The following is a 23,627-nucleotide window of genomic DNA, read 5'->3' as shown; positions in this document are numbered from 1 at the left end:
CCGGCCTGTGGACGCCTACTTCAGACCGTAGGCGCGGATCACCTCCTGGCTGATGCGGTTGCCCGCGTCGTCCCAGCCCTCGGCCCTCAGCGACACGAAGCCGTGGTGCGGGGCGTCGTAACAGGCGGTCCAGGTACCGGACTTGCCGGTGACCTTGACCGGCTTCCAGGTCACGCCGTCGTCGTACGACACCGACAGCGTCGCGCCCTGGATCTTCCCGGCGCCGGCCGCGTCCTCGATGTGACGCGGGGTGAGCCGGAGCGTCTGGCGGCCGCCACGAGCGTCGCCCGCCAGGTCGGTGTCCACGCCGTAGTCCATCTGGAGCACGGCCATCCGGTCGATCACGGTCGGGTCGGTGACCGGGTCGGACTTGACCTGCCACACCGTGTGGGTGCGGGGGGACAGCCGGTAGGTGTCCGCGTCGCGCTCGGCGGTGAGGTCGAAGGTGTAGACCGACGGGACCGTCGGCAGGGAGCTGAACGTGGCGGCCTGCGAGGTGCTGGTCTTGCGCAGGACGCCGTCCTGGTAGACCTTCAGGCTGATCGTGTCGCCGTCCTGCATCACGCCGGCGTGCTGTCCCGCACCGCTGTCGGCCCAGGGCTGCACGTTGAACGCCACCTGGGTCTTCTGGCGCTGCGACCACCAGTACGTACCGCCGTTGGCGGGGCGCGTCACCGGCCCGAAGAAGTCGCGGACCTGCCGGGAGCCCGGCTGGTACTGGTTCCGCACGCTCTGCGAGGACAGCGTGAACTCCGGTCCGGTGGCCAGCGTCTCCACCCACCGGGTGCCCGGCTCGGCCGAGACGTAGTCGACACGGGTGCCGGGGACGTCCAGACGCTGAAGGTACCCGGAGCCGTACTTGCGGTACGGGCGGAAGTTCGACCGGTACTCGCCGCTGGGCGTGGTGGTGGTGCCGTGGAACCGCATGTCGATCGTGGCCAGGTCGGAAGGACGCGGCCGGTAGGTCAGCCCGGTGGACGGGATCTGGTCCGGGTGGGCGTCGGAGAGGTCGTACACGTACGGGGAGTTGGGCACGCCCTCGACGTCCAGCCGGCCCCGGCCGCGCTTGGCGTCGGCGATCAGGGCCGCGCCGTCGCGCGCGGTCAGGGAGAACACGGGTACGGCGCTGTAGTCGCCGGTCGCTGTGCCGACGTACTCCAGCAGCTTGCCGGGCTGGTCGTTGACCACGATCAGCAGCGCGGCCCCGGCGTCGGCCGCGGCCTGCGCCCGGTCGGCGGCGGAGACGACGTCCGAGCGGGTCACCAGCGCCACCTTGCCCTTGGCGCGGAGCTTCGCGTACTCGGCGGTGGTGCCGGTGCCGGCGTAGACCGTGTCCAGGCGCTTGTGGCCGTCGTACAGCGCGGAGCCGCTCTGGCCCGTCGGCCGGATCTCCCGGCCCTCGTCGGTGAGGGTGAGGAACGGAAGCGCCTTGCGCCAGCGGGTCTCGTACTCGAAGCTGCCGGTCGTCACCTTGCGGGTGGGCAGCACGAACATGCTGTCGTACTTGGCGGGCAGCAGGTACTGCACCTCCAGGACGCCGATCCCGTACTGGTTGAGGTCCGAGCCGTCGGCGCGGTACCAGTTCATGGACAGCACGCGGTCCTCGGTCCTGCGCGGGACCTCGGCGGTGACCTCGCGGGTGCGGCTCGCGTCGAGGACGACGTTCCGGTCCTGGTCGAGGACGACCTCGGGGTCGCCCATCATCGCCATGCCGACCGAGTCGGGGCCGTGGCTGCCGGCGACGTCCAGGAGCGCCACCAGGCTGAAGGTGTTCTCGCGCATCCGCAGGTCGAGCTCGCCGCTCTCGTCCACGTACACGGCCCAGGGGTCCTGGTCGCTGCCGAACTGCTGCATCTCGACGTAGCCCGAGGCGGGCTTGCCGGAACGGTCCTTCAGGGTGATGTGCAGGGTGTGCCGGGTGTCCTCGCGGTACAGGCCGACCTGGGTGCGGGTCAGCGCCGTGCCGGAGCCGTCGGTGGCGGTGATCTCGCCGAGGTAGCGGCGGCCGTCGGCGCCCAGGCCCGGCTTGGCGGTGGCGGTGACGGTGGCGGTGCCGTGGGCGGGCACGGTCACGGTGTCGGCGGAGAGGATGAACATCCCCTCGGGGGCGGGCTTGCCCTGGTCGGCGTACGGGTCGGTGTCGTACGGGCCGCCGGCGACGGTGGCGTTCAGCGCCAGGTGCAGTTCGGCGGGGGTGTCGCCGCTGTTGGTGTAGGTGACGGCGCGGTCGACCGACTGCGCGCCGGTGTGCGGCCAGGCGTCCATGCCGAAGTACGCGGAGCCGGTCGCGGTCACCGTGGCGGCGGTCGCGGCGGAGACGTCGAGGCGTCCGGCGCCCACCTGGTAGGCGGTGTACGCCGACAGCTTCCTGGACGTGCTCATCAGCGCGTCCTTGAGCTGCTGCGCCTTCCAGTCCGGGTGCTCCTGGGCGAGGACCGCCGCGGCGCCCGCGACGTGCGGGGTCGCCATGGAGGTGCCGCTCATCGACTGGTACCAGCCGGTCGCCGCGCTGCCGCCCGCCTTGGCGGCCAGTACGGCGACGCCGGGGGCGGAGATGTCGGGCTTGATGGCGTAGTCGTTGAGGCGGGGGCCCCGGGAGGAGAAGGAGGCGAGCTTGTCGGCGGAGTCCGTGGCGGCGACGGTCAGCGCCGCGTCGGCGGCGCCGGGGCTGCCGATGGCCGTCTCGTAGCCGGAGTTGCCCGCGGCGATCACGAAGAGCGCGCCGGTGTCCTCGGTGAGCTTGTTGACGGCCTGGCTCATCGGGTCGGTGCCGTCGGAGGGCTCCGAGGAGCCCAGGCTCATGCTGACGACCTTGGCGCCGTGGCCCGTGGCCCACTCCATGCCGGCGATGATCCAGGAGTCCTGGCCGTAGCCCTCGTCGGAGAGCACCTTGCCGATCATCAGGTCGGCGCCGGGCGCCACACCCTTCTCGGCGCCGTCGGACGCGGCGCCGCTGCCGCCGACGGTGGAGGCGGTGTGGGTGCCGTGGCCGTGGCCGTCCTCGACGCTCTCGTCGGGGACGAAGCTCTGCGACTCGCCGATCCGGTCGGCGAGGTCGGGGTGGTGGGTGTCGGCGCCGGTGTCCAGCACGGCGACCTTGACGCCCTTGCCGTCGAGGCCCTTGCCCCAGGCGTCGGGCGCGCCGATGAGGGCGGTGCTGTCCTTCAGGGTGGCCTTGACGCGGCCGTCCAGCCAGATCTTGGACAGACCGTCGTCGAGCTTGGCCCCGGCGGCGTCGGTCGCGGTGACGGCGGGGGCCGCGGCCGCGGGGACGACGGACTTCCATACCGTCCGGGCCCGCTTCTTCGCGGCCCGGACGGACGTGGCGCGGATGGCCGGCAGGGAGCGCACCCGGGTGGCGCCGGTGGGCGTGGTCCGGTCGGCGGGCGCGGTCTTGGCGCCGTAGCCCAGGATCAGCGGGATGCCGTCGCTGTGGGCGTCGTCGTAGCCCTGCTCGATGAGGGCGGTGACGTCGAACAGCCGCCGGTCCAGGCGGTCGGCGGCCAGGTAGGGCAGTACCTCGTCCGGGTAGACGTAGAGGTCGCCGCCGACGGTCTCGGTGCGCACGCCGCCGGTGGCGCCGCGCGGCCGGGTCACGTCCGCGGTCTGCCTGCCGTCACCGGCCTGCGTGACGCGCACGACGTCACCGGTGAGCAGGGTGACGGTGTGTTCGCCGGCGCCGGTGGTGTCCACGGCGTTCGCTGCCGCGGCGGGGTGGGCCGCGTCCGCACTCGTCGGCACGCTCGCCACCGCGGGGCCGGTCGGCCCGGCCAGTGACGTCAGGACGGCCACGGTGCCGACCGCCGCCGCGAGTGCCCGCCGGCGTCCGCGGCGGGGAGGTATGAGGGAAGTCATGATGCGGTTCCTACCGGTCGGAAACCTGCGGGGGGAACAGCAGCCCGGTGGCGCGAAAGCGCCACGTCCCACATGTGCCACCGTGGTCTACGTGCTTACGGGCCAAGGGAGTTGTCCGTCGAGGGGCCTTTCGCGAACCTTCCCGGCCGACCTGGCATCCGTCCCGTACCGTCGGCCGGCAGCCGCCCACGGCCACCCCCTGACCGGGTCCCGACGATCGGTCAGTTGTCGTACGCCACAACCACGACAACGACTCGCGTGCTACAGTCGAGAGAGCATCAGTGCACGCCCTTCATGGGCGCCGGTGCCGATCCACCCCTCCTCGCTGCTCCGCCCCTCCCCTTGCCGGCAGGCGCGACAGCTCTTCCGCACCACCTCGCCGACGAAGCCGTACTGCTCCCGCAGACGGCCCTCCGCCGCCCGAGGCGCGGTTCCCGCCGCCCGGAGACGCGTACGACCGCCTCTCCCTTCGCGGCCCTTCCCCTCTTCCTCCCGCATGTCCCATGCCCGCCGTCCACGAAAGGACCGCACCCGATGACCACCACACTCCCGCACCCTCCCCTCCGGCAGCAGACCCCCGCCGCCCCGACCGTCACCGGTGTCCTCGACATCGACGCGGGCGGGAAGGGCCACCTGCGCGGCGCTGACTGCCTGTCCACCCCCGAGGACCTCCAGGTCTCCCCCGCCCTGATCCGCCGGTACGGCCTGCGCAAGGGCGACCTCCTCGAAGGGGTGCGCGGCGACCGGCGCACCCTCGCCGAGGTCGCGCGCGTCGACGGCCGTACGCCCGAAGGGCCGCGCCGCCGCCGGGACTTCGCCGACCTCACCCCGCTGCACCCGCACGAACGACTGCGCCTTGAGCACCCCGCGTCCGGGCTCACCGGCCGGGTCATGGACCTGCTCACGCCGGTCGGCAAGGGCCAGCGCGGGCTCGTCGTGGCTCCGCCCAGGACCGGCAAGACCGTGCTGGTCCAGCAGATCGCCGCCGCGGTCGCCGACAACCACCCGGAGTGCCGCCTGATGGTGGTCCTGCTCGACGAGCGTCCCGAGGAAGTCACCGACATGCGCCGGTCCGTGCGCGGCGAGGTGTACGCCTCGACCTTCGACCGGACGCCCCGGCAGCACATCGCGCTCGCCGAGCTCGTCGTCGAGCGGGCCAAACGGCTCGTCGAGGCGGGCGAGGACGTCGTGGTCCTCCTCGACTCGCTGACCCGGCTGTGCCGTGCGCACAACAACGCCGCCGGCGCGGGCGGCCGCACCCTCAGCGGCGGTGTCGACGCGGCCGCGCTGCACGGGCCCAAGCGGCTCTTCGGCGCCGCCCGTCAGGCCGAGGAGGGCGGCTCGCTCACCATCCTCGCGACCGCCCTGGTCGAGACCGGATCCCGCGCGGACGACCTGTTCTTCGAGGAGCTCAAGAGCACCGGCAACATGGAGCTGCGCCTGGACCGCGAACTCGCCGCGCGCCGACTGTTCCCGGCGGTCGACATCGCCGCCTCCGGTACCCGTCGCGAGGAACTCCTGCTCTGCCCGGCCGAGTTGGCCGCGACGCGCGGGCTGCGACGTGCCCTGCTGACCCGCGACGGCCACGCGAACCTGGAGACCCTCCTGGAGCGGCTGCGCGCGACCCCCGACAACGCGGCCTTCCTGCGCCGGATCCAGCCGACGCTGCCCGCCGTCTGAGGCGTCGGATCCGCCCCCTCGTGCGGCATCCGGGTGCTCGCGGGTCACGTTCGGCCCTGACAGCGCGACCCCGTAGCGGTCCGTTTCTACGTTTGCAGTATGACAATCGGATTCTCACCTCGGTTGGCTCGGTCGGCCTGCACACTCTGTGTGGTGGGCGTGCTGGCCCTCGCCCCCGTGGCGACGGCCGCCGAGACCGGAACGAGGTCGGAGGCCGGGACGGACTCCACGGCCGGGACCGACTCCGGTACCGGGACGGACTCCAGGACCGGAACGGCCTCAGGGGCCGAGGAACATCCGCGGACCGCGGCGGAGCAGTCCGATCCGCTGCGACGGCCCGGCACGCAGGTCCGGCTCCACCCCGGAGCTCCCGAGGTCCCGGAGGTCTCCGCGCTCTCCTGGACGGTGGCCGACGCCCGTACCGGGGCGGTCCTCGCCGCCCACGACGCGCACCGCCCGCTGCCGCCCGCCAGCACCCTGAAGACCCTGTTCGCCCTGACGGTGCTGCCGCTGCTGCCCGAGGGCATGGAACACACGGTGAAGCATCAGGAGCTGGAGGGCATCGGACCGGGCAGCAGCCTCGTCGGGGTCGAGGAAGGACACACCTACCGGATCGCCGACCTGTGGCGCGGTGTGTTCCTCAACTCCGGCAACGACGCCGTGCACGTACTGGCCTCGCTCAGCGGGGGCTGGGACACCACGGCCGCCCTGATGCAGGCCAAGGCCCGCACCCTCGGCGCCCGCGACACCCACGTCGTCTCCCCCGACGGCTACGACACACCCGGCCAGGCGTCCTCCGCGTACGACCTGGCCGTGTTCGGCCGGGAGGGGCTGCGCAACAAGGAGTTCGCGCAGTACTGCCGCACGGTCGAGGCCTACTTCCCGGGCGACGCCGGATCGTCGTTCGGGATCAGGAACACCAACCGGCTGCTCACCGGCGAGGACGGCGTTGCGCCGTACCCGGGACTGATCGGCATCAAGAACGGTTACACCAGCAACGCCGGCAACACGCTCGTCGCCGCCGCGAAGCGGGACGGGCGCACCCTGGTCGTCACGGTGATGAACCCTCAGGAGGGCGGCGGTTTGGCGGTGTACGAGGAGGCCCGCGAGCTGCTCGACTGGGGGTTCGCGGCGGCCGGCCGGGTCGACCCCGTGGGGTCGCTGGACGTGCCGCGGCCCGCGCCGCGCGCCGGCTCCACCGCGGTTCCGCACGCAGGCTCCACCGCGGTCCCCGTCACCCGTCCCGCCGCCGCCGCCGAGGACGGTCCCGGCCGACTGCGGACCTGGGCGATCCCGGGAGCCGCGGGCCTCGGCGCGGGAGCACTGGTGCTGGCTCTGCGGACGAGGAGATCGCGTGCGCCGCGGGTCTGACCGACCGGCAGCCACAGCAGCAGGCCCAGTGTGATCCACGCGTAGGTGTTGCCGCCGACGAAGCCGTCCACACCGGAGGAGTCGTCGAACCAGAGCCACACCACACTGCTGCACAGCACCGCGTAGAGGGCGCCCGCGACCCGCGGGTGCCCGCCGCGCACCAGGACCACGAAGGACGGCAGCAGCCACACCAGGTGGTGCACCCAGGTGATCGGACTGACCAGGCACGCCGTCAGCCCGGTGAGCGCGAAGGCCGCCTGCCAGTCACCGGCCGCCACCGCCCGCCGGGACCGCAGCACCCACACGGCCAGCACCACAAGCACCAGCGTCGCCCAGACCGCACGGTCCAGGACACCCAGGCGGGCCAAAATCCCCTGGAGGGACTGGTTCGAGATGTAGTCGAGACGGCCCACCCGAGTCGTGTCCCACAGCGCCTCGGTCCAGTAGAAGCGCGAGGCGTCCGGGTCCACCTGGACGGCCAGCGCGGTCGCCGCGGCCGCGACCGCCGTCGCCACCGCCGCCGCCCGCCATCGCCGGGCCACCAGCAGCAGGCCGATGAACAGCGCGGGCGTCAGCTTGACGGCCGCCGCGAGGCCGATGCCCACGCCCGCCCGGCGGCCCCGCCCGGTGGCGAGCAGCCAGCCGTCGAAGACGACGAGCGCCAGCAGGAGCAGGTTCACCTGGCCGAAGCTGAAGGTGTCCCGCAGCGGCTCGAACAGGGCCAAGGCGCACAGCGCCAGGGCACAGCCGTACCAGCCGTGGCGACGCCACGCGCGGCCGGTGAGCATCCGCAGGGCCGCCACCAGGGCCAGCAGGTTCAGCAGCAGGGCCACGGCCACCGCGGTGTGCAGACCGAACACGGCCATCGGCAGCATCACGACGGCCGCGAACGGCGGGTAGGTGAAGCCGTAGGTCGTGCCGGGCACCCGGTAGTCGTAGATCCGGCCGCCGTGGTGCATCCAGCTGTCGACCGTGCCGTAGTAGACGCGCAGGTCGAACCAGTCGCGCAGCAGCGGGACCGTGGCGGTGAAGACGGCCACGGCGGACGCGAGGACCAGGACCACCAGGAGCCGGGCCGCGTCGGTGCGAGGTGATCTCATGCCGTCCGTCCGAGAGCCGGTGCGTGTGCCGCCAGATGGGCCTGCCACAGGACGACCAGGGCGAGGGCCCCGCCCGAGACCGCCAGCACCAGTTGCCCGACGTCGGCCGGGCCGCCGCTGGGCAGCACGGCCAGGGCCAGCACCGCCGTCACGGCCGCCACCCGGTGCCGTACCGAGGTGCTGGGCGCGGCGGCGGCTATGAGGAACAGGCCCCACAGGGCGTACCAGGGACGGATCGCCGGGCCGAACGCGGCCACCGTGGCGAGGCTCAGACCCAGCGCGTACACGGGGTGCGGGCGCAGCCGCCACCATATGGCGAGCACCACGACCCCGGTCACGGCGAGGCCGAGCACATGCCAGGCCGGCATGGCCAGCGGCGCCAGGTCGCTGCCGAGCCGCTTCAGCAGGGCTCCGGTGGCACTGCCCAGCAGACTGGTCAGCGCCCAGTTGTGCGGGGAGACCGGGGTTCCCAGGGCGCGGGTCCAGCCGTATCCGGTGCCCGCTATCGCGGTCGCGGCGACCGTGGTCGCCGCGCAGGCCGCCGTCGTCGTCAGCAGGGCGCGGGCCGGACGGCGGCCCGCCCGGATCTGGAGCACCACCACCGCGGCGAGTCCGAGCGCCGCCGGTGCCTTCACCAGGGCCGCGAGGGTGACCAGGACCGCCCCCAGGACCGGCCAGGCGCCGAGGGCCGCGACCAGGCCGAGCCCCAGCAGCCCGAGCATGATCGCGTCGTTGTGGGCGCCCGCGACCAGGTGCAGCAGCACCAGCGGATTCAGTACGCCCAGCCAGAGGGCGGCGGCCGGATCGGCCCCGCAGTGGCGGGCCAGGCGGGGCAGCGCCGCCGCCATCAGGGCCACCCCGAACAGGGCGACCAGCCGCATGCCGAGCAGCCCGGCGGGCAGTTCGCCCCGGGTCAGGCCGGACAGCGTGGAGGCGACGCCGAGGAACACCGGACCGTAGGGGGCCGCGGTGTGCCGCCACAGCGGGGCGACCTCCTCCGCGAGCGGGCCGCCCAACTGCGCGGGACCGTGCGTGTAGACGTTGATGTGGGCGTCGACCATCGCGCCCTGGGCGAGATAGCTGTAGACGTCCCGGCTGAACAGCGGCGGCGCGATCAGCAGCGGTGTCGCCCAGACGGCGAGCACCAGCAGCAGGGCGCGCGGGCTCGGCGGGTCGGCGCTGCGGACCAGACGGCCCAGCAGCACCCAGGCCGCTATGAGCAGGACGACGCCGAAGTACACACCGACCAGGCCGACAGCCGCCTGGATCGAGGCCGGTGCGGGCAGTTCCCGGGCCGGCAGCGCACCGGCCGTCTCACCGCCCAGCGCGAGGACGGCGGTACCGGCCAGGCCCAGAGCCTGGCAGCGGCGGAGATCGACGGGGAATGCCATGGCCAACACTCGCTCAGCGTGTCAACGCCGGATGGCCGGAAGGCGACACACCGCCTGCCGCGCGGCGACCGACGCGTGACCGACGCGTGATCGGCTCCCGGGATCGCCGACCGACCTCGGACTTCCGTCCTCCGGAACGGCGGGCGGACGGCGAACACCCGGCGAACCGGGTCCGTCGGACGGACCGCGGGCACCGGGCGAATCGGCTCCGCCGGGCGGAACGGGCACCTCGGACGGAACGAGCACCTCGGGCGGACCGAGGACGGGGACGAGCCGCGGAGCTCGGGCGGACCGAAGGCCTCGGGCGAGCCACCGACCGCGGACGGACCGAAGGCCTCGGGCGAGCCACCGACCGCGGACGGACCGTCAATATGGGACAGGCCGTCGCCGTGGAACGGCCCGTCAACATGGGACGGCCCGTCGCCGTGGGACGGATCCGGTCGTCAGACGAACCGGGAGCTGGGGACCGGGCCCGCCGAGCGGAGGCCGGTCCGGTTCCCGTGCAGCCAGGTGCCGCGCACGGCGGCGACGAAGTCCGCGAGTCCGTCGTCGGGGTCCGCGGGTGTGCCGCCGTCGCCCTCGTCGGGCGTCGGGTCGGCCGCCACGATCTCCGCGGCGACGTCCTCCGCGGGGCGGTCGTCGGACGCGCCCCGCTCCAGCGTGCCGTCCTCCCCCTGCCCCAGATGTCCTTCCCACGGTGCCGTCACCGACTGGTGGAGCAGGGTGACACTGTCCGCGGTGACGACCGGCCGGTCGGTCCAGGAGCTAGCGTGCTCGTGCAGCACCTGGCCCGGCGTCCGTTCCAGGAGCTGCCCGATGGTCTCGGGGCCCTGGTCGGCACGGGCCACCTCGTCGAGGTCGTACGCGATGACGACGGTGTCCTGCCGGTCGGCGGCGAACTCCACGGCGGGCAGGTCCAGTACCTCGGCGGCGGCCAGGCCCAGGACGCGGCTGCCGCGGCCGGGCAGCAGCGACACCGAACGCGGGCGCACCTCGGCGGCCGCCAGCGTGGTCCGCAGCCGCAGCAGCCCGCGCAGGCACAGGTCGTGGCTGTCCTGGAGCCAGGCGAACCGCCCGGTCATCCCGGCGTCGAAACCGTACGGGGAGAGCGTCCCGAGGACCGTGCCGCCCATCACGAACTGCCAGCCCCGCAGGTCGCGGCGGTCCAGCGCGGTGACCGACTCGGCCACCGCGGCCCGTTCCAGCATGCGCCGCTGGCGCTCCTGGGCGCCCAGCCATATCTCGTCCTCCGGGTCCGGCAGCAGCGCGTGCTGGCGGCGGGCCAGCTCCAGGTCTCCCGCCATCAGCGCGTTGTGGACGAGCAGATAGCGGTCGGGCCAGTCGTTCAGGGCGCTCTCCCGTGCGCTGAGCGCGTCGGCGGCCTCGGGATGCCGGCCCTCGCGCTCGTAGGCCGAGACGAGTTCACGCAGCACCGCCCCGGAGTCGGGCGCCCGGTCCAGGGCCGCGCGCAGGGCGGGTATCGCCAGATAGGACACGCCGCGCTCGACGCACGCGTATCCGTAGGAGTAGAGCTCCTGCGCCCGGTCGGGACGGGCGGCGAGCGCGGTCGCGGCGGTGTGCAGGTCGTCGAAGCCGGCCTCGCGGGCGGCCCGTGCGACGACGACGGCGACCTCGCCCGGCGGCAGCGGCTCGGCGTGCGCCCGCAGGGAGCGCAGGGCGCCGGGGATGTCTCCCTGGTCCAGGGATTCCCAGGCCTCGATCAGTTCGGGGGAGTTCGGACGGGGCTCCGCGGACTTGGCACGGCGATTCCTGCGCGAGAACATACCGGCGATCTTCGTCGACCTCCCGAAACCCGTTCAACTGCTTTTCTGTGCACGGCCTTCGGGGCTCCTGTGAGGTCAGAAGACCGAGAGACCGGTGAGGGTCGTGAAGCGGTCGAGGGCGGCGACCCCGGCCACCGAGTTGCCGCGCTCGTCCAGCCCCGGGCTCCACACGCACAGCGTGCAGCGGCCCGGTACGACGGCGATGATGCCGCCGCCCACCCCGCTCTTGCCGGGCAGGCCCACCCGGTAGGCGAAGTCGCCCGCCGCGTCGTAGGTGCCGCAGGTCAGCATGACCGCGTTGACCTGCTTGGCCTGGCTGCGGGTGAGCAGCCGGGTGCCGTCGGCCCGGATGCCGTGCCGGGCCAGGAAGGAGGTCGCGAGCGCGAGGTCGGCGCAGGAGGCGGTGATCGAGCACTGGCGGAAGTACTGGTCCAGCAGCAGGGGCACCGGGTTGTCGATGTTGCCGTAGGAGGCCATGAAGTGCGCGAGGGCCGCGTTGCGGTCGCCGTACGCGGTCTCGGAGGCGGCGACCTCCTGGTCGAAGGACAGACCGGCGTTGCCGCTCTCGGCCCGCAGGAAGGTGAGCAGTTCGCCCGCCGCGTCGCCGGTACGGGTCAGCAGGCGGTCGGTGACGACGAGCGCGCCGGCGTTGATGAACGGGTTGCGCGGGATGCCGTGCTCGTACTCCAGTTGCACCAGCGAGTTGAACGGGTTGCCGGAGGGCTCGCGGCCCACGTGCTCCCACAGGGCGTCGCCCTCGCGGGCCAGGTCGAGGGCGAGGGTGAACACCTTGGTGACGGACTGGGTGGAGAACGGCTCGCGCCAGTCCCCCACCCCGTACACCGTGCCGTCCAGTTCCGCCACGGCCATCCCGAAGCTGCGGGGGTCGCGGGCGGCCAGTGCCGGGATGTAGTCGGCGGGCCGGCCGCGGCCGGGGGTGCGCCCGATCTCGTCGGCGATGCGCTCCAGCACCGGCTGGAACGTGAGGGACGACGTCGTCATGATCGCCATTCTCCCTCCGCACCGGCCCCGGCGCGCCGCCACGGGACGGACCGGACCGGGTCCACCGTCGATCTCCGGTCCGCTCGCCCCCGGCGCCGGGCTCCCGGCACCAGGCCCCTGGTGCCGGGGCTTCGTCGACCGAAGCCGCTCAGGCGCGGGCCGACGGCGGCACCGGTCCGGCACGGTTCGGATCCGGGCCGACGGCGGCACCGGTCCGGCACGCCTCAGGCGCAGACCGACAGCGCTGCCGGGTCCAGCGCGTCGACCGGTCGTACGCAGCCGACCGGCTCGCCGCCGCCGAGCAGTGTCTCGCCCGCGAACGCGGTGAGCAGTTCCGGGTCGACGCCGGCGCGGACCAGGGCGGCCGCGGCGACCGGGACCCGGGCGCGGTTCGCTCCGTCGGCGATCTTGACGGCGACGGCGCGGCCGTCCGGGAGCGCGGCGACCTGGACGCCCTCGAAGCCGTCCTTGGCGAGCAGTCCGGGGACGGCCCGCATCAGCCCGGCCACGTCCCGGCCGCTGCCGGAGGCCATCTCGGCGTGCTCGCGCATCGCGTCGGCCACCCGGCGCTCCGGGCTGCCGAACGGCGCGGAGGCGATACGGGCGGCGGCGCGGGCCAGACCGTGCAGGGAGACGGCGAACAGCGGGGCGCCGCAGCCGTCGACGGTCACCCGGGCGACGCGCTGGCCGGTCAGGTCCTCCACGCTCGCGGCGATCGCCTGCTGGAGGGGGTGGCCGGGGTCGAGGTAGTCGTGCAGGGACCAGCCGTTGAGCCGGGCGGTGTACAGCATGGCCGCGTGCTTGCCGGAGCAGTTCTGGGCGGGCCGGGACGGCAGTCTGCCCTCGCGCACCCAGTTGTCCCGGACGACCGGGTCGTAGGGCAGGTCGGGCACGTTGCGCAGGTCGTCCTCGGTGAGGCCGGCCCGCTCCAGGATCCGGCGGGTGCCCGCGAGGTGGCGCTCCTCGCCGGAGTGGCTCGCGGCGCTCAGCGAGAGCAGTTCGCCGTCCAGCGGCAGCCCGGCCCGCACCATGGCGACGGCCTGGACGGGCTTGAGGGCCGAGCGCGGATAGAAGGCGGCCTCGATGTCGCCGAGCTGGAAGAGGACCTCGCCGTCGGGGCCGAGGACGACGACGGAACCGTAGTGGGTGCCCTCGATCATCCCGGCGCGTATGAGGTGGGCGACGGGGGCGTGGAGGGGTTCGCGGGTCGCGGGGGCGTCCGCGAGTTCGTTGCTGTGCATCACTGGCCGGCTCACTGGTGGAGGGACGGGGACCGGTCCGCGGGGATCGCCCCGGGCCGGCTCTCGGTGGGGTGGCCCGTACGGGTGGGGTGGCCCGTACGGGTGTTGCGCACGATGTCGGTGAGGGTGGTCTCGACGCGGTCGAGGTGGTGGGACATGGCGTCCACCGCGTCGGACTCGCAGCCGTCGACCAGCGCCTCGAGGATGGCCCGGTGCTCGCGGTTGGACTGCTCGCGCCGGCCGGCCAGTTCGGTCAGGAACGCGGACTGGCGCGCCAGCGCGTCGCGGATCTCCTCGATGACCCGGCGGAAGACGGGATTCTGGGCGGACTCGGCCACGGCGAGGTGGAAGAGGGTGTCCATCGCGACCCACGCCGTGGTGTCCGTCTCCCGCTCCATGCGGTCCAGCAGGTGGGCCAGGTGGTCGAGGTTCTCCGGGGTGCGGCGCAGCGCCGCGTACCCGGCGACCGGGATCTCGACGTGGCGGCGTACCTCCAGCAGGTCGCTGGCCGCGTAGTCGCCGAAGGTGGGGTCCTCGACGGCAGTCGCGACCACGAAGGTGCCTCTCCCCGTCCTGGAGACGGTCAGCCCCATCGTCTGCAGGGCGCGCAGCGCCTCGCGCAGGACCGGCCGGGAGACTTCGAGGGTGCGGCACAGCTCGGCCTCGGAGGGGAGCTTGTCGCCGATCGCGTAGGTGCCGCTCTCGATGGCACCGCGCAGGTGGCCGAGCACCGCCTCCATGGCACTCACGCGCCGCGGTGTCGTACCACCTGTCTGGCTGTCTGACAGGTTCACAGGAACGATCCTGCGGTTGACGGGAGCAACCTGTCAAGCAGCCGAAAACGAAGGTGCGGGGTGTGAAGCCCGAAAACCCGCTTCACACCCCGCACCTCGCGTTTCGCGCACTGGGCCGTCGAGGACGGCCGGCCCGCTCAGGCGTCGATCACACCGCCGGCGAGCAGGCCGAACAGCGCCAGGCCGACGACGATCCGGTAGATCACGAAGGCGTTGAAGGAGTGCTTGGCGACGAACTTCAGCAGCCAGGCGATGGAGGCGTAGGCGACCACGAACGAGACGACCGTGCCGACCACCAGCGGGGCCGCGCCCACGCCCGCGCCCAGGGCGTCCTTCAGCTCGTACAGGCCCGCGCCGGTGAGGGCGGGGATGCCGAGGAAGAACGACAGGCGGGTGGCGGCCACCCGGTCCAGGTCCAGGATGAGCGCCGTGGACATCGTGGCGCCGGAGCGCGAGAAGCCGGGGAAGAGCAGCGCGAGGATCTGGGAGCTGCCGACCAGCATCGCGTCCTTGAGCGAGGTGTCGTCCTCACCGCGCTTGTGGCGGCCCATCTGGTCGGCCGCCCACATCACGAAGCTGCCGGCGATCAGCGAGCCCGCGACCACCCACAGCGAGGCGAGCGGCCCCTCGATGAGCGGCTTGGCGGCCAGACCCACGGCGACGATCGGGATCGTCGCGTAGATGACCCACCAGGCGAACTTGTAGTCGTGGCCGTGGCGCTCCTCACGGTTGGCCAGTCCGCGGCCCCACGCGGACACGATCCGCACGATGTCCTTGAAGAAGTACACGAGCACGGCGGCGATCGCGCCGACCTGGATGACGGCCGAGAAGCCGACGACCGCGTTGTCGTCGACGGGGATCCCCATCAGACCTTCGGTGATCTTCAGGTGGCCAGTGGAGGAGACGGGGAGGAACTCGGTCACTCCCTCGACTGCTCCGAGGACGACGGCTTGGCCGACGGAGATGGCGCTCATGGAATCCAGTTCTGAGGAGGTTGGTCGACAGTGCTGTAGACAGTCTTACTACGTCCGGGGCCGCCCGGAACAGTCACGCCCACGCTCCTTGGGCGATCCACACCCCGGCGCAGGCCGCGCCGAGGCCCGCCGTCACACTCGCGGCGACGTTGGCGAGGGCGTAGAACCCGGCGCCCGTCTCGGCCAGCCGCAGTGTCTCGTACGAGAAGGTCGAGTACGTCGTCAGGGCCCCGCACAGACCGGCGCCCAGCAGCAGTTGGAGGTGGGGCCCGGCGACACCGGCCGTCGCGGCGCCGGTCAGCAGGCCCAGGATCAGACTGCCGACGACGTTGACGGCGAAGGTGCCCCAGGGGAAGACGGAGTCGTGACGGGACTGCACCGCCCGGTCGGTCAGATAGCGCAGCGGGGCACCCACCATGCCACCGATGACGACGAGCACCCAGTTCACAACGACTTCTTACCTTCCATTTCGCCACCTTCGCCCGGCTCGCCGGTTTCTCCGGCGCGTCCGACGTACCGGACCACCTCGCAGGGTTCGAGGGTCACCAGCCCCTCGGTGACCAGTTCGTCGAGCTGCGGCAGGAAGGCCCGTACGCGCTCCTCGGTGTCCACGACCACGACCGCCACCGGCAGGTCCTCGCTCAGCGACAGCAGCCGGGCGGTGTGGATCCGGGAGGAGGCGCCGAAGCCCTCGATGCCCCGGAAGACGCTGGCGCCCGCGAGGCCGGCCCGATGGGCCCGGTGGACGATCTCGGAGTAGAGGGGCTTGTGGTGCCAGCGGTCGCTCTCACCGATGAAGACGGTCAGGCGCAGCGCGCCCTGGGTCGGTCCCGTCATGGCTGCCTCCGGGTCAGGACGCGGCGGGTCGCCGTCGCGGCGAGCCAGACCGCCGCGAGCGCCGCGCACAGGGTCGCGGCGAGATAGCCGAACGCCGTCCCCGGGTGCCCCGCCCGGAGCAGCTTCTGGATGTCGACCGCGTACGTCGAGAAGGTGGTGAAGCCGCCGAGGACCCCGGTGCCGAAGAACGGGCGCAGCAGCGGGTGGGGGCGCCACGCCTCGGTGACGAGCACCAGGAACACGCCGATCACGGCGCAGCCGACGACGTTGACCGAGAAGGTCGCCCACGGGAAGCCGCCGGTCCGCGCGGGCCACCACAGCGAGACCGCGTAGCGGGCGACGGCGCCGAGGGCTCCGCCGACGGCGACCACGGCGACCACCGGGAGCTGTCCGCGCAGGGCGTCGCGCCGCACGGCGGAGGTGCGGACGCTCTCGGCTTGTCTGGCTGTCATGTCGTACGTCTCCCGCTGGGACACCTCGTCGCACCAGAACGGTGACCACGGCCGGTCAACAGGGTAACGCCGGGTATCCGCGGCCGGTTCGCCCGAGGACGTGACCGTTCCTCGGCCGGGACCGCCCCCGGCCGAGGAACCCGGACCACCGTCCGGAAGCGGGATCGGACCACCGTCCGGAAGCGGGATCGGACCACCGTCCGGAAGCGGGATCGGACCACCGTCCGGAAGCGGGATCGGACCACCGTCCGGGAGCGGGATCGGCGCCGGGCCGGATCCACCCCGCGTGCGGGTCACCCACGCGCCGGCGCCTCGCAGACCGCGACGCCCCGCTCCCACAGGCTCCCGAAAATCAGGTGTCCCTCCGTCTCGCACACACCGGTGATCATGCGGAACCGGGGGTGGCGGTGGACGAGATGGTGGAGTACCCGCCCCTCGTCGTCCACGGCGAGGACGCCCGATGTGCCCACCGGGCGGAAGGGCGCGCGGACGGCCACCGCGGCGGCGGCCCGGCGCACGGCCGGCGCGGCGCGGTGCAGCAGGTCCAGCGGCGGGACGGGCGGGCCGGCCAGCGCCACCCAGATCGGGCCTTCGGGGCCCGCGCGCCCGATGTTGTCCGGCATCCCCGGCAGGTCCTCGACGAACGGTTCGGCGTGGCCCGCCTTCGGTCCGGTGAGCCGGTAGCGGACGAGCCGTCGGGCCCCGGTCTCGGCGATCACCAGGAAGGAGCCGTCGGCGCCGAAGGTGAGCCCGTTGGCGAACTGGAGTCCCTCCAGGAGCACTTCGGGTGTCCGGCTGCCGGGGGCCAGCCGCAGCAGCCGCCCGGTGCCGGTGTGTTCGACCAGGTCGCCGATCCACTGCCCCAGGGGGTAGCGGCGGCTGGAGACGGTGAAGTAGACGGTGCCGTCGGACCCGGCGACGACATTGCTGGCGAACCGCAGCCGCTCCCCCGCCACCGAGTCGGCGAGGACGTGGACGGTGCCGTGGTCGAGGTCGACGGTGAGCAGTCCGCGTTCCGCGTCGCACACCAGCAGGGCGCCGTCCGGCAGGAGTTCGAGGCCGAGGGGCCTGCCGCCGGTCTCGGCGAGGACCTCGACCCGGGCCGGCGCCTGCCCGGTCAGTCCGTCCAGGCGCAGGATGCGGCCGTCCTCGACACCGGTCAGCACCCGGCCGCGGGGATCGACGACGACGTCCTCGGGTCCGCGGCCGCCGACGGCGACACGGCGGACGGGAACCAGATCGGTGGAACGGGCCACGGGCGCCTGCCTCTTCGTTCGGGATCGGGCGATGTCGGAGGGAGCCACCGGATCATCGCAGACGCGCCGCCCGCGCCGGGCCCGGCCTCCTCGTCCCGGGGTCCTACCAGCCCTTCTCGAACATCCGGGCCACCTCGGCGATCCGGACCTCGTCCCGCCGGTAGTAGGTGCGACCCCTGATCCGGGTGGTGCGCAGCAGGCCGATGCCGGCCAGCAGGCCGAGGTGGGTCTCGGCGACCCGGCGTCGTACGCCGAGTTTCACGGCGACGGCGTGGGCGGTGACTCCGTCCTGGACGAGGTCGCCGTGCCGCTGCGGGGGAAAGTGCGCGGCAGGATCCTTGAGCCACTCCAGGATGTCCAGACGCCTGTCGCCGACCGGAGCCCTCAGCATCTCGCCCCCTCCGTCCGGGCCTGCTCGAACCGCGCCCTCCCACTGTGGCGCAGCCCGGACCGTTCCGTCCCCCTGTCGGCCACTCCTGACCGGTTCGAACTCCATTGCCTGGCAAGGGAGTTCGAGTGCGGGGCTGGTGGGGCGCCAAGGGGCCCGGCCGCGTGCACACGGCCGGGCCCCCTCACCCGCTCAGCGGTGGCTGAACCACGCCATCGACGAGAGCGCCTTGTCGTCGAAGCCGAACAGGGCCTGGTTCTCCCAGCCGTTGCCGGAGCCGGCGTCGGTCGGGTCCCAGCCGTTGCCGGTGACCGCGGTCCAGGTCGCCTCCCAGTAGAAGACACCGAGGCCACGGCCGTTCGGGACGGCCTCCACGATGTTCGCCACGCTGTTCATCCAGGCCAGCTGGCCCGCCGCGGTCGCCGGGTAGCCGGAGACGAGTTCGGCGGTGGTGTCGATCTGGTTGGTGAGCGAGTCGTCGCTGTCGAGGCGGAACGGGTAGGCCGTCTCGGCGACGAAGACTGGCTTGCCGTAGCGCGAGGCGACGTCGTCGAGGGTGGTCTGCGCCGCGGCGAGGGTGCCGTGCCAGTAGCCGTAGTACGACAGGCCGATCACGTCGTAGTCGATCCCGTAGGAAGCCGCGTTGTCGAACCACCAGCGCACGGTGGCGTCGTCACCCGCGTTGGCCAGGTGCAGGGCGACCTGGGTGCCGGAGGAGACCGCCTTGGCCGCGCTGTAGCCGGAGTTGATCAGGCCGGCGAGCTGGGACCAGTTGTCGGTCGAACCCTCGGACCACAGCATGCCGCCGTTGATCTCGTTGCCCACCTGGACCATGTCGGCCGTGGTGCCCTGGGCCTTCAACGCGTTCAACACGTCGTACGTGTGGTTGTACACGTCGGTCTTCAGTTGACTGTACGAGTGGCCCGCCCACGCGGCCGGCTTGGTCTGCTTGCCCGGGTCGGCCCACGAGTCCGAGTAGTGGAAGTCGACCAGCAGCTTCATGCCCTGCGCCTTGATGCGCTTGGCCATGGCGAGCACGCGGGTCTTGTTGTTGTAGCCGTCGGCCGGATCGACCCAGACCTTCAGGCGCGCGTAGTTCATCCCGGCGGACTTGAGGATGGCGAGCGCGTCCCCGGTGGTGCCGGAGCCGGTCTTGTAGACCCCGCCGTAGGCCTCGCTCTTGGCGAGGGACGAGATGTCGGATCCCTTGATCGACAGTCCGGTCGTGCCCGACGCGAAGGTCAGGTCGTCCACGTTGATCCAGTTGCCCGCGTTCGCGTCACTGTTGATGCTGATCGTGCACTGGTTGTTCGTCACGTTGATCGACGTGACGATCCGTATCCAACTGCTGGTCGAGACCGGCAGATCGGTGCGCTGCTCGGAGCTCCCGCAGTTCTTCAGGGCCAGATAGGCGGAGTTCTGGCCGCCGCCCGAGCGGACCCAGGCGGTGAGGGTGTAGGTGCCGTTGGCCAGCCCGGAGAGGTACTGGTACGTCTCCACCTTGTAGGCGGCGGAGGCGTAGTGGCTCAGCCGGTAACTCCCGCCGTGGCCGCCGGCCTCCACGTACGAGGCGGCGGTGGAGCCCGACTCGGACCAGCCACTGGGGACGGCCGTGCCGGTGCCGTCGGTCTCGAAACCGCCGTTGGTGAGAGTACTGGCGGCCGTCGCGCTCTGGGCGGGCAGCGCGAGGAGGGCGAGCCCGGCGACGAGCGGGAGCAGCAGGGCCCTGATGGTGCGTCTGGGATGGAACATCTTCGTCCGTCGTCCCTTCGACGTGGTGGGGTGAAAGCGCCCCCGGTGGCGCGGTGGGGAGGGGGCGCGGCCCCTCCGCCCGCGGCTCGCGGCTCGCACGGACGGAGGGGAGACTCGGCTCAGCCGTCGAGTCGTACGACCCGGACGGCTCCCGCCGGCAGCGCGAGGCAGCCGGCGGCGCGTTCGCCCGTGAGCAGTTCGGTGCCGTGGGTCCGGAGCGGCACCTTGGCGTCGGTGGCGGTGTGGTTGACGGCGAACAGGTAGTCGCCCGCCTCGCCGGTGCGCAGCACCACCTCGACGTCGCGGGGCAGTTCGGCGTACGGGGCGACGCCCGCGTCCTGGGCGGCCCGGCCGAGGAGCGCGTCGAGGCCCTCGGGGCCCAGGCGGGTGGAGACGTACCAGGCGGTGCCCTCGCCGAGGCGGTGGCGGGTGACGGCCGGGCGGCCCGCGGTCAGGCCGTCGGCGTACGTCCAGACGGTCTCGGCGCCGCGCGGCACGACGAACTCCGTCCACACGTCGGCGCCGAGTTCGCCGCCGTCGGGGCCGGTGATCCGCACCGACTCGCCGGACAGCAGGGGCGAGAACTCCTCCACGGTCAGGCCGAGGACGTCGCGCAGCGCGCCGGGGTAGGCGCCCTCGTGCACCGCGTCGTGCTCGTCGACGATGCCCGAGAAGTAGGACACGACGAGCGTGCCGCCGTTCTCGACGTACTCCTGGAGGTTGTTCCCGGCCGCCTCGGTCATCAGATAGAGGGCGGGCACGACGACAAGGGGGTAGGCCGACAAGTCGGCTTCCGGGTGGGCGAAGTCGACCGTGAGGTGCCGGTCGTACAGGGCCTCGTAGAAGGCGTCGGCGCGCTCGCGCGGGTCGTGGTCCTCGCTGGGGCGCCACTGGAGGTTCTGCGCCCACCAGGAGTGCCAGTCCCACAGGACGGCCACGTCCGCCCGGGTGCGGGTGCCGCGCACGGCGCCGAGCGAGTCGAGCGCGGCGCCGAGTTCGACGACCTCGCGCCACACGCGCGTGTCCGTGCCGCCGTGCGGAAGCATCGCCGAGTGGAACTTCTCGGCGCCGCGCCGCGACTGCCGCCACTGGAAGAACATGGCTCCCTCGGAGCCGCGGGCCACGTGCGCGAGGGAGTTGCGGGCCATCTGGCCGGGGGCCTTGGCGGGGTTGCGGGGCTGCCAGTTGACGCCCGAGGTGGAGTGTTCGAGCAGCAGCCAGGGGGCGCCGCCGGCCACCGAGCGGGTGAGGTCGGCGGCCATCGCGAGGTTGACGTGGGTGCGGCGGCCGTCGGTGATCAGGTAGTGGTCGTTGCTGACGATGTCGACCTCGCCGCCCCAGGCCCAGTAGTCGACCGAGTCGCACTGGCTGAGGGCCGTCATGAAGTTCGTGGTGACCGGGACGCCGGGGGCCAGCCGGTGCAGGACGTCCCGCTCGGCCACGAAGTTCTCGCGCATCGTGGCGTCGGCGAAGCGCTTGTAGTCCAGCACCTGGCCGGGGTTGCCGACCGTGGGGGTCAGCCGGGGCGGCTCGATCTCGTCGAAGGCGGCGTAGCGCTGGCCCCAGAAGGCGGTGCCCCAGGCCTCGTTGACGGCCTCGACGGTCTCGTAGGTGGCCGCCAGCCAGCGCCGGAAGTGCGTGGCGCAGGAGTCGCAGTAGCAGGCCGAGACGGGGACGCCGTACTCGTTGTGCACGTGCCACATGGCGAGCGCGGGGTGCTCGGCGTAGCGCGTCGCGAGCCGGGTGGTGATGTCCGCGGCGGCGGCGCGGTAGGCGGCGTTGCTGTGGCAGACGGCGCCGCGCGAGCCGAACGCGTAGCGCGTGCCGTCGGCCGTCACGGGCAGCGCCTCGGGGTGTGCGCGGAAGAACCACACGGGCGGGACCACGGTGGGCGTGCCCAGGTCGGCGCGTATGCCGTTCTCGTGCAGCAGGTCGAGCAGGCGGTCGAGCCAGCCGAAGTCGTGGACGCCCGGCGCGGGTTCCAGGAGCGCCCAGGAGAAGATCCCGACGCTCACCATGGTGACGCCGGCCTCTCTCATGAGCCGGACGTCCTCCTGCCAGACGGATTCCGGCCACTGCTCCGGGTTGTAGTCCCCACCGAAGGCAAGCCTGGTGAGGCCCCTGGGGGTGGTGTCCGGCATGGATCTCTCCCGTTTAATCGATCATTTGGGAACGTGCACACACACCATCGGCGGCGCGAGCCCAACATAACCGCACAGCAACAACCATTGACAAGTGTCTGGGATGTTTCTCTACTGTGAACGCTCACAGACGCATGGCAGGGCTTCATTCGAGCGTGAGGCCCATGATCATGTGAACGCTCACAGCAGGCTCACAGCAGCATGGCAGGCCCTCGCATCAGGGCGGGGGCCCCAGGTCAGGGGAGAGATCCATGCCGAACACGAAGCGCCGTCGCCTCGTGGCCACCACCGTCGCCGTCGCCCTCGGCGCCACCGCCCTCGCCGCTTGCGGTTCGTCCGACGACTCCGACGAGGCCGCGTCGGGGCCGGTCTCGCTCACGTACTGGACCTGGACGCCCGGCATGGACAAGGTCGTCGACCTGTGGAACAAGGGCCGGGGCAAGAAGGAACAGATAACCGTCACGGTCAAGAAGCAGGCCTCCGGCGACTCGCTGGTCACCAAGATCCTCACCGCGCACAAGGCCAAGCAGGCGCCGGACCTGGTGCAGGCCGAGTACCAGGCGCTGCCGACCCTGGTCAGCAATGACGCGCTGGCCGACGTCTCCAAGAACGTCGGCGACGCCAAGAGCGAGTTCGCCGACGGCGTCTGGCAGCAGACCACGCTCGGCACGGACGCGGTCTATGCGATCCCGCAGGACATCGGGCCGATGATGTTCTACTACCGCGAGGACCTGTTCAAGAAGTACGGCCTGACGGTCCCCACGACCTGGGACCAGTTCGCCGAGACCGCCCGCAAGCTGAAGAAGGCCTCGCCGGACACGGACCTGACCACGTTCTCCGCCAACGACTCGGGCCTCTTCGCGGGCCTGGCCCAGCAGGCCGGCGCCAAGTGGTGGACGGCCGCCGGCAACAAGTGGAAGGTCGGCATCAACGACGCGGCCAGCCAGAAGGTCGCCAAGTTCTGGGGCGGCCTGGTCGAGGAGGGCGTCATCGACAACCAGCCGATGTACACCCCGGCCTGGAACAAGGCCCTGGACACCGGCAAGCAGATCGCCTGGGTCAGCGCCGTGTGGGCCCCGGGCACGCTCACCACGGCGGCGCCCGACACCAAGGGCAAGTGGGCCATGGCCCCGCTCCCCCAGTGGTCCGCGAGCGAGAACGTCACCGGCAGCTGGGGCGGCTCCTCGACGGCCGTCACCACGGACTCCAAGCACCGGGCGGCCGCCGCCGAGTTCGCCGCGTGGCTCAACACCGACAAGGACGCGCTGAACGCGCTGGCCAAGGAGAGCGGTATCTACCCGGCCTCCACGGCCGCCCAGACCAGCGGCGCCTTCCTCACGCCGCCGGACTACTTCTCCAACCAGGCCGACTTCTACACCCAGGCCGCCAAGATCGCCGGAACCACCGCGCCGTCCGCGTGGGGCCCGAACGTGAACGTCGCCTACGCGTCGTTCAACGACGCCTTCGGCGCCGCCGCGAAGAACAAGTCGGACTTCGGCGCCGCCCTGGACACCATGCAGGACGACACGGTGGCCGACCTGAAGAAGCAGGGCTTCGGGGTCGCTCAGTGACCACCCCCGCACACCGGAGGCCGTACGGGGTCAAGGGG

At 72.4% G+C, this 23,627-nt stretch carries 17 protein-coding genes and 1 pseudogene; 3 read left to right on the top strand and 15 right to left on the bottom strand.

The genetic code is table 11. The features are described from left to right. Positions 1–15: 15 nt before the first annotated feature. Positions 16–3,855, bottom strand: a complete 3,840-nt coding sequence (locus tag ACZ60B_RS38425; RefSeq protein WP_469395629.1) for a S8 family serine peptidase — start codon at positions 3,853–3,855, stop codon at positions 16–18. A gap of 534 nt (positions 3,856–4,389) precedes the next feature. Between ACZ60B_RS38425 and rho the strand changes: the two genes are divergently transcribed. After that, a complete protein-coding gene (gene rho / locus ACZ60B_RS38420) occupies positions 4,390–5,535 on the top strand; it encodes a transcription termination factor Rho (protein WP_469395626.1) in 1,146 nt (381 codons plus the stop codon). 99 nt (positions 5,536–5,634) lie between these two features. After that, positions 5,635–6,543, top strand: a pseudogene (locus tag ACZ60B_RS38415) (D-alanyl-D-alanine carboxypeptidase family protein); the annotation flags it as partial. Between the two features lie 59 nt (positions 6,544–6,602). Here the strand turns inward: ACZ60B_RS38415 and ACZ60B_RS38410 are convergent. The 14 genes from ACZ60B_RS38410 to ACZ60B_RS38345 all read right to left on the bottom strand — a co-directional run bounded on the left by ACZ60B_RS38410 (position 6,603) and on the right by ACZ60B_RS38345 (position 22,018). Next, a complete protein-coding gene (locus tag ACZ60B_RS38410; RefSeq protein WP_469395624.1) occupies positions 6,603–8,006 on the bottom strand; it encodes a glycosyltransferase 87 family protein in 1,404 nt (467 codons plus the stop codon). Then, the gene (gene mptB, locus ACZ60B_RS38405) at positions 8,003–9,397 is read right to left on the bottom strand and encodes a polyprenol phosphomannose-dependent alpha 1,6 mannosyltransferase MptB (RefSeq protein ID WP_469395622.1); all 1,395 of its coding nucleotides are present in this window, start codon (positions 9,395–9,397) and stop codon (positions 8,003–8,005) included. Before mptB ends, ACZ60B_RS38410 begins: the two co-directional genes overlap by 4 nt. A 443-nt stretch (positions 9,398–9,840) precedes the next feature. After that, a complete protein-coding gene (locus ACZ60B_RS38400) occupies positions 9,841–11,181 on the bottom strand; it encodes a hypothetical protein (RefSeq protein WP_469395620.1) in 1,341 nt (446 codons plus the stop codon). Between the two features lie 75 nt (positions 11,182–11,256). Continuing rightward, entirely contained in the window at positions 11,257–12,192 is a 936-nt protein-coding gene (locus tag ACZ60B_RS38395) for a glutaminase (RefSeq protein WP_469395618.1), read from the bottom strand. A 215-nt stretch (positions 12,193–12,407) separates the two neighbouring features. Next, a complete protein-coding gene (locus ACZ60B_RS38390) occupies positions 12,408–13,424 on the bottom strand; it encodes an asparaginase (protein ID WP_469395616.1) in 1,017 nt (338 codons plus the stop codon). An 11-nt stretch (positions 13,425–13,435) separates the two neighbouring features. Next, complete coding sequence (locus ACZ60B_RS38385; protein ID WP_469395651.1) at positions 13,436–14,164, bottom strand: FadR/GntR family transcriptional regulator; 729 nt, start codon at positions 14,162–14,164, stop codon at positions 13,436–13,438. A 191-nt stretch (positions 14,165–14,355) separates the two neighbouring features. Continuing rightward, positions 14,356–15,192 (bottom strand): undecaprenyl-diphosphate phosphatase, encoded by an 837-nt coding sequence (locus ACZ60B_RS38380; protein ID WP_469395614.1) that lies wholly within the window; start codon positions 15,190–15,192, stop codon positions 14,356–14,358. A 73-nt stretch (positions 15,193–15,265) separates the two neighbouring features. Beyond that, complete coding sequence (gene crcB / locus ACZ60B_RS38375; protein ID WP_469395611.1) at positions 15,266–15,640, bottom strand: fluoride efflux transporter CrcB; 375 nt, start codon at positions 15,638–15,640, stop codon at positions 15,266–15,268. Continuing rightward, positions 15,637–16,029 (bottom strand): DUF190 domain-containing protein, encoded by a 393-nt coding sequence (locus tag ACZ60B_RS38370; protein ID WP_469395609.1) that lies wholly within the window; start codon positions 16,027–16,029, stop codon positions 15,637–15,639. The genes crcB (ACZ60B_RS38375) and ACZ60B_RS38370 overlap by 4 nt, the downstream gene beginning before the upstream one ends. Beyond that, positions 16,026–16,481, bottom strand: a complete 456-nt coding sequence (gene crcB / locus ACZ60B_RS38365) for a fluoride efflux transporter CrcB (RefSeq protein ID WP_469395607.1) — start codon at positions 16,479–16,481, stop codon at positions 16,026–16,028. Before crcB (ACZ60B_RS38365) ends, ACZ60B_RS38370 begins: the two co-directional genes overlap by 4 nt. A gap of 293 nt (positions 16,482–16,774) precedes the next feature. Further along, positions 16,775–17,737: an SMP-30/gluconolactonase/LRE family protein gene (locus tag ACZ60B_RS38360; RefSeq protein WP_469395604.1), complete on the bottom strand. Its 963-nt coding sequence runs from the start codon at positions 17,735–17,737 to the stop codon at positions 16,775–16,777. A gap of 103 nt (positions 17,738–17,840) precedes the next feature. Further along, a complete protein-coding gene (locus tag ACZ60B_RS38355; protein ID WP_469395602.1) occupies positions 17,841–18,128 on the bottom strand; it encodes an ArsR family transcriptional regulator in 288 nt (95 codons plus the stop codon). Positions 18,129–18,317: 189 nt separating this feature from the next. Then, entirely contained in the window at positions 18,318–19,877 is a 1,560-nt protein-coding gene (locus ACZ60B_RS38350) for a glycosyl hydrolase 53 family protein (protein WP_469395601.1), read from the bottom strand. A 119-nt stretch (positions 19,878–19,996) separates the two neighbouring features. Then, entirely contained in the window at positions 19,997–22,018 is a 2,022-nt protein-coding gene (locus tag ACZ60B_RS38345) for a beta-galactosidase (protein WP_469395599.1), read from the bottom strand. 251 nt (positions 22,019–22,269) lie between these two features. Between ACZ60B_RS38345 and ACZ60B_RS38340 the strand changes: the two genes are divergently transcribed. Then, positions 22,270–23,589 carry an ABC transporter substrate-binding protein gene (locus ACZ60B_RS38340; protein ID WP_469395597.1) on the top strand — a complete coding sequence of 440 codons (1,320 nt, stop codon included), beginning with the start codon at positions 22,270–22,272 and terminating at the stop codon, positions 23,587–23,589. The last annotated feature ends 38 nt before the right edge of the window (positions 23,590–23,627 follow it).

The sequence above is a fragment of the Streptomyces sp. NPDC104096 genome, from assembly GCF_055584385.1.
Note: the sequence above shows the minus strand (reverse complement) of the source record. Positions and strands in the feature narration are given on the sequence as shown.